The following is an 8,630-nucleotide window of genomic DNA, read 5'->3' on the forward strand; positions in this document are numbered from 1 at the left end:
AATCAGATAATGTCATTAATTTAAAAAATAAAATATACACGGAATTTAATCAAACAATTTCATATAATGAAGTTTATACCTTAGTCAAAACTATTTTTATTAATAGTAATAGTGATTTCTTTAAATATAATGATTTTTTCATTGAATTAAAAAATTAATTTCTGATATTACAAAATATTAATATATAAATTTTAGGAGGAATTGATTATGAATACTGAAGATAAAATGAAAATTATTTCAGCCGTTGAATTAGCTTCTGTATCAAACGTTTCAAATTTAACTAATGATAGAATAGAAGCATTAGCTGGTGGACACGGTATGCTTAACATGGCAATCCATACAGTTGCAAACGTTATAACAGAAGAATTATTAAAGGGAAACACACTTTCTATTGAATTTGCAGATGTTCGTAGACTTCCAGTTGCTGATATAATGGAAAAAGCTATAAAGGTAGCAAAAAAATCAGGTGCAGATGGTGCTAATGCAGCACTTATTACAGCCAGCATTATGTATCTCGCAGGTTCTGCTGCTCAAGTAGGTATTCCAGCAGGAAATAGAAAGCTTGGTGCTACAGCTCGTATGCTAGCTGGTGTTGATAGAAGTGGAGTTGCAGCAATTCCAACTGCAAAAATGAACAATAAAATTTCTGCCTTTCCTGCAGTTCTCGCAGTAAATCAAGCTTTATTAGATGGAACATTAACATCTGTCAATGGAAATAACGTTCCTGACTTTGTAGGTGATAGCCCACTATATGGACATAGTGCACTAGGTGAAGATACTGTTTGGCCAGAAATGGCTGTCAATGGAGCAAGAATTGGAACTGAGGCAATGATGCAAGCTATGGCTGGTGCAGGAATGATTCCTCATCCATTCACATGCGCAGTTTTAGGTTCTGCTGCTATATTAGAAATAATCCATCCAGATGCTGAAGTTCCAGAGGGTGAAGGTACATACGGTAGAACAACATCAGTTTATCTAGTCGGTAAATCAGCAGTTAAGACAGCTGGACTACCAGAAAAGGTTCATCTAAAGGTTCTAGGTACTGAATTCGATACAGCAAAATTAATCGGCGATATCGGATTAATATTAAAAGATATCGGTGCTCCTTCAGTAATCGGTATGATGGCATTTGACGAGATATTCTCTATATTTGAAGAAAGAATAGTAGGTTCTTCTGGAGGTTATGGAAACTCTCCTATGGGACATGTAGGTGCTTATGCAATAATAGGTATGAAGGCTCTAGTTGAAAATAAAGGCGATGTAGAAAAAACAGCAAAACAAATTATAGAAGAAAAGAAATTACACTCTTTCAACCCTGAGGTTGCATTTTGTTCTATAAATACAGTTTGTCGAAAAGCAAATGAATTACATAGTGGTCCTATTACTAAAATGTTAATTGACGCTACAGAGCCAGCAAGAGCTCATGCAATTCATTGGAGAGCTTTATATACTTTAGAAGAATTAGAAAAGGGTACTTCATTAGAAGATATAGTACGAGCATTAGACGATAAAAAAGTAGAAACAACTGAAAAATATGCAAGTGCTATTTTTACAAAAGATTATGGTCAACCGATTGAAATCAAGGTAAGAAAAATAGCTGCAGCCGCGAGAAGAACATCTAAGCTAGCTAAAAAATATTGGTCTTTTGATCCATTAGTAGATATAACAGTGAAAAGAGGAAATGAAACAGTTGAATTAAACGGCCTTTCACACGATATTATACCAAAGGTTGTAAAGGGAAATAGTGAATATGAAGATGTGCGTTGGGCAATTAGCTTTGCATCAGCTGTAGCAAATGAATTATCATTAAATGGCTGTAACACACTAAATGTAATTGTTCCAGCAGCAGTTGCATCAGCTATGAAGCTTTATGAACCAAAAGAAGCTGCCAGCATAGTAGAAGAAGCAGGATATATATCAAGAGCTATCCCTGGTGGCAAAATGGCTGCAACAAAAGTAGCTAAATTAGCATTAGACATTGTAAATTACAATGCTTAATTAATAAACAAATCAAATTCCCACATTGAAATAATTAAAAAGCTATATCACGCTAATATTTATATTTCGTGATATAGCCCTTTTTTAATAACCTAAAGCCTTTCCATCTCTTCTCTCATCGGCTCCACCTTCCATAGTGCCATCGTCCTTATACATAACTGCCTGTACTGATCCAAAATGCTTTGGTTCATCCTTATAAATACTAACTGGATGTCCCTTAGATACTAATGGAGACATTAAATCAGTATCTACAGTATTCTCAAATACTAATCCTTCCTCTGGCTTGTCATATATTCTAGGGTAATTTATAGCTTCTTGTATAGATAAATCGTAATCTATTACATTGCTTATCACTTGAGTTAATAAAGAAACTATTCTAGAGCCTCCCGGAGTTCCTATAACTAAAAATGGTGTCCCGTCTTCGTTTAATATTACAGTTGGACTCATTGAGCTAAGTGGTTCGCTACCTGCTTTTACACAGTTGTTTGAATTAGGATCTGGTGAAAAGTCCGCCATAGCATCGTTAAGTACAAATCCATATCCATCTACCACAACACCTGAACCAAATTCTAGATTTACAGTTTGAGTTATAGCCACCATATTTCCATTTTTATCTGCTACAGAAAAATGTGTTGTATCTTCATGTTCGTAGTCAACTGCATTTCCACTTGAATAATCTTGAGCATAATCCATGCTAATTTTTTCTGCCAATTGCTTAGCATATTTCTTATTAGTCAATCCCTTTATAGGAACATCTTGATTAAAAGGATCTGCCATATATTCTTGTCTATCTGCGTATGCTATTTTCATAGCTTCAGATAATAGATGTATTCTTTCCTCTGAATCTATGCCGTATTTTGACATATCGAAGTTTTCTAATATATTTAAAGCTTCTATGACACTTGTTCCGCCTGCTTTAGACGATAATATCTTATATCCTCTATATGTTCCTTCTACTGGTTCTGATACATTTGGCTCGTAATTTGCTAGGTCATCTAGAGTAAGAATTCCTCCGTATTTATTTGCCATTTCAACTATTTTTTCTGCTACTTCACCTTTGTAGAAACCATCTCTACCTTCTTTTGCTATTATTCTCAATGTTTTTGCTAGTTCTTCATTTTTCCATAGATCTCCTACCTGATAAAGTTCTCCGTCATCTTTTCTAAGGAATTTGTAAAACTCATCAAATCTAGACATTTTTCCATCTGCAGCTACAATATCGTAATAAAGTGTAGGTGTTACATAAAATCCATTTTGTGCTAAATTAATAGCCGGTGCCATTACTTCCTCTAAAGTTAAATTTTTAGAACCGTATTTATCAAATGCATATAAAAGCCCTGCTACCTCACCAGGAATAGAAACTGCCTTTCCTCCTTGTCTCTCCTCCTTATTTGCGACCTTTCCATTTGATACAACCCACATATAAGGAGTCGCTGCTGCTGGAGCATCTCCTCTAAATGCTATAAACACATTTTCTCCTTCTGCAGTCCTTATAATCATAGAACCTCCGCCGCCTATTCCTGAGCCATTTGGTTCTACTACAGATAACGCGAATGCTACTGCTACTGCTGCATCTACTGCATTTCCGCCAGCCTTTAATACCTCAAGTCCTGCTTGTGAAGCCTCGTATTTAGCAGTTGCTACGACTCCATTTTCACCAGTAGCATCTCTGCCTCCACTAGTTAGATTACCGTCTTCATCCCATAAAGTCCATCCTTGTCCATCTGTTACAACACCTGTGCTGTCCTTGTCCTCTTCTACCTCTTTTAATTTTTCCTTTGCTTCTGCCATAATTTTTTTGCTTTCCTCAGCATCCTCCGATTGTTCCTTTACTGTTTTTGTACAACCTACACACATAGGTATTACCATCGTAAATACTAGTAATATTGAAATTATTTTTTTTCTTATCTTCATAATTTAAATTTCTACTTATCTCCTTTTCTATATAATTTATATCTCTTGATATATATTCACATAGACATTTTAACATTTTTTTGAGATTTTAAAAAATATTTTCTTAAAACACTCTTTTTCTCAATTCTACTAAAAAACGCTACTCCTCAATAATCACAAGATTATCGAGAAATAGCGTTTTAATTTCGAGTCGAATTTATTTTAATCTATATACTTAGATTACATCATTGGCATTCCACCAGCTGCTGCAGCTGGATCTTCTTTTTCAGGTATTTCACCTACTGCTGCTTCAGTTGTTAAGAATACACTTGCTATAGATGAAGAGTTTTGTAGAGCACTTCTAGTTACTTTAGTTGGGTCTACTATACCAGCATCTATCATGTTTACATATTCTTCTTTGTATGCATCGAATCCTACTTCTGGATCTGAATCTATAACTTTTTGTACTATTACAGCACCTTCAAGACCAGCATTTACTGCTATTTGTCTTAGTGGTTCTTCTAATGCTTTTCTGATTATTTTAGCACCTATAGCTTCTTCACCATCTAATTCTTCTATTAATTTATCTACTGCTGGGATAACACTTACAAGTGCAGTACCACCACCAGCTACTATACCTTCTTCAACAGCAGCCTTAGTTGCATTTAAAGCATCTTCTATTCTTAATTTCTTTTCTTTCATTTCAACTTCTGTAGCTGCACCAACTTTAACTACTGCAACTCCACCAGCTAATTTAGCTAATCTTTCCATTAATTTTTCTCTATCGAAATCAGAAGAAGTTGCTTCTGCTACGTTTCTTATTTGTTGTATTCTGTTTTGTATATTAACTTTTTCTCCAGCTCCATCTACTATTGTAGTGCTATCTTTATTTACTTTTACTGAACCAGCTCTACCTAACATACTTAAGTCAGCTTCTTTTAATTCATAACCAACTTCTGAAGATATTACTGTACCACCAGTAAGTATTGCTATATCTTCTAGCATTTGTTTTCTTCTATCACCAAATCCTGGAGCTTTAACAGCAACAACGTCGAATGTTCCTCTTAATTTATTAACTACTAATGTAGATAATGCTTCACCATCAACGTCTTCAGCTATTATTAATAATTTTTTACCAGTCTTAACTAATTGTTCAAGTAATGGAAGTATTTCTTGGATGTTAGATATTTTTTTGTCTGTTATTAATATGAAAGGATCATTTAAAACAGCTTCCATTTTATCTACATCTGTTACCATGTAAGCAGAAATAAATCCTCTGTCAAATTGCATACCTTCAACAGTGTCTAATTCAGTTTTCATAGTTTTAGATTCTTCAACAGTTATAACACCGTCTCTACCAACTACCTTCATAGCTTCAGCTATTAATTTACCTATTTGTTCGTCTCCTGAAGATACTGCACCAACTTGTGCTATAGCTTCATCAGTTTCAACTGTTCTAGATTGATTTTTTAATTCTTCAACTGCAACATCTACTGCTTTAGCTATACCTTTTCTTATTAATATTGGGTTAGCTCCTGCTGTTACGTTTTTAAGTCCTTCTCTTATTATAGCTTGTGCTAAAACTGTTGCTGTAGTAGTACCATCACCAGCTACATCGTTAGTTTTAGTAGCAACTTGTTTAACAAGTTGAGCACCCATATTTTCAAATCTATCTTCTAGTTCTATTTCTTTAGCTATAGTTACACCATCGTTAGTTATTAGTGGCACACCATACATTTTGTCAAGTATAACGTTTCTACCTTTTGGTCCTAATGTAACTTTAACTGTATCAGCTAATTTATTTACTCCTGCTTCAATAGCTTTTCTAGCGTCTTCTGCAAATTTAATTTCTTTTGGCATTTTAAATCACCCTCCTAAATAATATTATAATTCTACTACTGCTAATATATCGCTTTGTCTTAATATTATGTATTCTTCTCCGTCTGCTTTTATTTCGTTTCCAGCATATTTAGAGAATATAACTTTGTCTCCAACTTTAACTTCCATTTTTACTTCGTTTCCATCTACTACACCACCTGGTCCTACTTCTATAACTTCAGCCATTTGTGGTTGTTCTTTAGCTGCACTTGGTAAAACTATACCGCTTGCAGTTTTTTCTTCAGCTTCAAATTTTTTAATTACAACTCTGTCTGCTAATGGTCTTATTTTCATTTCCCATTCCTCCTATTTAATATAAAAAGTTTTTGTATATAGAATTTAAATTTTTCCTTTTTAATTTATTATCACTCTACCACTAAGAGTGCTAACAATTATTATAATATACCATTTGTTTAAATTTTTCAATACGTTATTGGATTTTTTTTCAAAATTTTTTAGACCTATCTTCCTATGCCTAATTCTCTCGCATAATAGAATAAATATTGTTGTGCAAAGCCTGATAATTCACCGAATTTTTCTATTCCAAATTTTCTAATTTTAGTCAAGCTCAAATCTTCATCAACGTAAAATTCCTGCATAACTCTCTTAACCCAAACATCGACAGGGAATGTATCGTATTTTTGCATACCAAATAACGCTATACAGTCTCCTACCTTTGGTCCTACACCGTTGAATTTAAGTAATTCTTTTAGACATTCTTCTGTAGATAAATTTCTGTAATCTAGTACGTTTATATTTTCGTCGTTTACAATTTGAGTAGTTGATTTTATGTATTTATCTCTAAATCCTGTTGAGCACGCTCTTATTTCCTCTTGAGAAGCCTTGTTTAACTGCTCAGGAGTTGGGAAAGCATAGTAATCTTGCCCTCTGTACTCGCCTATATGTGTACCGAAGTTTTTAGATAAATTATTTATCGCTCTTTGGATCATAGGTATTCTGTTGTTTGAAGATATTATAAATGAGATAAGCATTTCCCAGCCGTCTTGCTTTAGGATTCTGATGCCTTCACCGAACTCTGTAGCCTTTTCTAAATACTCATCCATTACCTTTAATTTATTTATTATCTCTTCATAATCATTGCCCAAATCGAAATAATCATACCATATATTTTCAAAATCTTCCTTATTAGTATTATCTAAATAGATTTTGTCGCCTTCTTGTTTTACGTTTATAACCTTGCCCATTGCCACACCTGTGTATGAGTCGTCGTCTTGCTTAATCCATCTGAAGCATTGTCCGCATTCAAATATATGCTTTGGATTGAAGTTTTTTACATCTTCTAGTATTACAGTATTTCCTTCTTGTGTTACTTTCATTTTTATTCTCCTTATTTTATTAATCATTTTTATATGTATTTTGTGATTTACTAATTTTTTTGTTTTTAAGTGCCTTTTTTAATTATACCCTCTTTGATAGTATAAAATTACAAAAATTCAAAATAACTTTTAACAAAATAATCTTTATTATGCAATTTAATATCAAAGTGCTATATTATATGTATCTTAAAATTCAAAGGAGGAAAATAACCTTGGTAACTAATTTAAATAACTTTTTATTCATAGGAGATTCATTTACAGAAAGACTAAGTGATACCATAAAATTAAATAACGACAAGGTTTACATTTGTGCTCTAGGCGGAACTACACCTGGATACTGGATTGATAGAGTCAAAAATATGCCAAATGAGAATAACATCGAGGCTATTATTCTTTTAATCGGTACTAATGGAGTTTTAACTCAAGAAAATATTCCTGATGCTAAAGTACTGATAAACAATATATGTAAAAAATACCCTCAAAAACGAATCTTTATTCAAAAGGTATTTCCAGTGGGCAGAAACTTCTATGAAAACAAGTCAGAAGTGGATGGTAGAAATGAGGCAGTAAAAAAATATAATAAAGAAATCAAAAATTTCTGCGCTGATAAGGAAAATATAACTATAATAGATACTACCGACGGGCTTATCGATGAAGAAGGATATTTAAAATTCACAACTGATGAGTTACATATAGATGAACAATATCATCAAGATTTCTACAATAATATTTTTAATGCTATAAAAAAATATTATTTGTAAATTTAAACAAACATATAAATTGATAATAACTACCTCACAAAATAAATTAGTTATTATCAATTTATACATTAAAAAATATCATATTTATTTTTGAACATTTTTATATTCCAAATATTTTAATAGCAAAAATTCATTTACAATAAAAAATTGAGAAACTGGGCATATCGGCAAATCTTCTTTTAAATTTATAATCGCGCGAGTATAAAATTGAATATTTACATCACTTAATTTAGATAATGTATGATTTCCAACTTGACTTATAGAAATAATTTTTACACCTATTTTTCTCAACGTTTTCGCAAAATTATTAACACGCTCATTTTCCCCAAAAAGTGAGTATAGAAATACTACATCATTTTTAGTCATATATTTAGGAATTATATTTATCTCTTCTCTTCCCTCTATTACATTTACTAATCTTCCTGTCATAAGCAAATTTCTTTTTAAATCTTTTACAGCATTCTTTTGCGCTTCACCTGATCCATAAGCATAAATTTTATTACAGTTATCCAATAAATCAAATAGTTTTGAATAATCTACTTCCATCAATATATTCATAGTTTTGTTAATATCATCAATTAAATTATTTATCTCCATCTTTTCTTTATTGATTTCTTCACTATTTTCTAATTTCAAATAAAATTTTAATTCACTATATCCGTTTAATCCTAATTTTTGTGCAAATCTTAAAATAGTAGTATGAGAAACATTACAGCTATCTGATAATTCTTGTATAGACATTTTTTCACATTTCTTCTTATTA

7 protein-coding genes are annotated in these 8,630 nt (G+C 32.2%); 2 read left to right on the forward strand and 5 right to left on the reverse strand.

Going from position 1 to position 8,630, the window contains the following annotated elements; translation table 11 throughout:
- Positions 1 to 207 precede the first annotated feature (207 nt).
- Complete coding sequence (locus ACI3VO_RS00020) at positions 208 to 1,998, forward strand: hypothetical protein (RefSeq protein WP_439755946.1); 1,791 nt, start codon at positions 208 to 210, stop codon at positions 1,996 to 1,998.
- A gap of 84 nt (positions 1,999 to 2,082) precedes the next feature.
- On the opposite strand, the gene ggt is transcribed toward ACI3VO_RS00020, so the two are convergent.
- The 4 genes from ggt to ACI3VO_RS00040 form a co-directional block, all read right to left on the reverse strand.
- Complete coding sequence (ggt, locus tag ACI3VO_RS00025) at positions 2,083 to 3,912, reverse strand: gamma-glutamyltransferase (protein ID WP_439755947.1); 1,830 nt, start codon at positions 3,910 to 3,912, stop codon at positions 2,083 to 2,085.
- Positions 3,913 to 4,131: 219 nt separating this feature from the next.
- Entirely contained in the window at positions 4,132 to 5,751 is a 1,620-nt protein-coding gene (gene groL, locus ACI3VO_RS00030) for a chaperonin GroEL (RefSeq protein ID WP_439755948.1), read from the reverse strand.
- Between the two features lie 24 nt (positions 5,752 to 5,775).
- Positions 5,776 to 6,063 (reverse strand): co-chaperone GroES, encoded by a 288-nt coding sequence (gene groES, locus ACI3VO_RS00035; RefSeq protein WP_320925667.1) that lies wholly within the window; start codon positions 6,061 to 6,063, stop codon positions 5,776 to 5,778.
- 167 nt (positions 6,064 to 6,230) lie between these two features.
- Complete coding sequence (locus ACI3VO_RS00040) at positions 6,231 to 7,106, reverse strand: DNA-3-methyladenine glycosylase family protein (RefSeq protein WP_320925666.1); 876 nt, start codon at positions 7,104 to 7,106, stop codon at positions 6,231 to 6,233.
- Between the two features lie 212 nt (positions 7,107 to 7,318).
- Here ACI3VO_RS00040 and ACI3VO_RS00045 point away from each other — a divergent pair, with 212 nt between their 5' ends.
- Positions 7,319 to 7,867, forward strand: coding sequence for a GDSL-type esterase/lipase family protein (locus ACI3VO_RS00045; RefSeq protein ID WP_439755949.1), 549 nt, complete (start codon positions 7,319 to 7,321; stop codon positions 7,865 to 7,867).
- Between the two features lie 84 nt (positions 7,868 to 7,951).
- On the opposite strand, the gene ACI3VO_RS00050 is transcribed toward ACI3VO_RS00045, so the two are convergent.
- Positions 7,952 to 8,630, reverse strand: a 679-nt coding sequence (locus ACI3VO_RS00050) for a MurR/RpiR family transcriptional regulator (RefSeq protein ID WP_439755950.1), incomplete at its 5' end; no start/stop codon positions are given.

The sequence above is a fragment of the Intestinibacter sp. genome, from assembly GCF_051866655.1.
Classification (GTDB): Bacteria; Bacillota; Clostridia; order Peptostreptococcales; family Peptostreptococcaceae; genus Intestinibacter.

Bases quoted from the DNA above. Each gene is read 5' to 3' on its own strand.
- ACI3VO_RS00020 (WP_439755946.1), top strand. From the start codon at position 208: ATGAATACTGAAGATAAAATGAAAATTATTTCAGCCGTTGAATTAGCT.
- ggt (WP_439755947.1), bottom strand. From the start codon at position 3,912: ATGAAGATAAGAAAAAAAATAATTTCAATATTACTAGTATTTACGATG.
- groL (WP_439755948.1), bottom strand. From the start codon at position 5,751: ATGCCAAAAGAAATTAAATTTGCAGAAGACGCTAGAAAAGCTATTGAA.
- groES (WP_320925667.1), bottom strand. From the start codon at position 6,063: ATGAAAATAAGACCATTAGCAGACAGAGTTGTAATTAAAAAATTTGAA.
- ACI3VO_RS00040 (WP_320925666.1), bottom strand. From the start codon at position 7,106: ATGAAAGTAACACAAGAAGGAAATACTGTAATACTAGAAGATGTAAAA.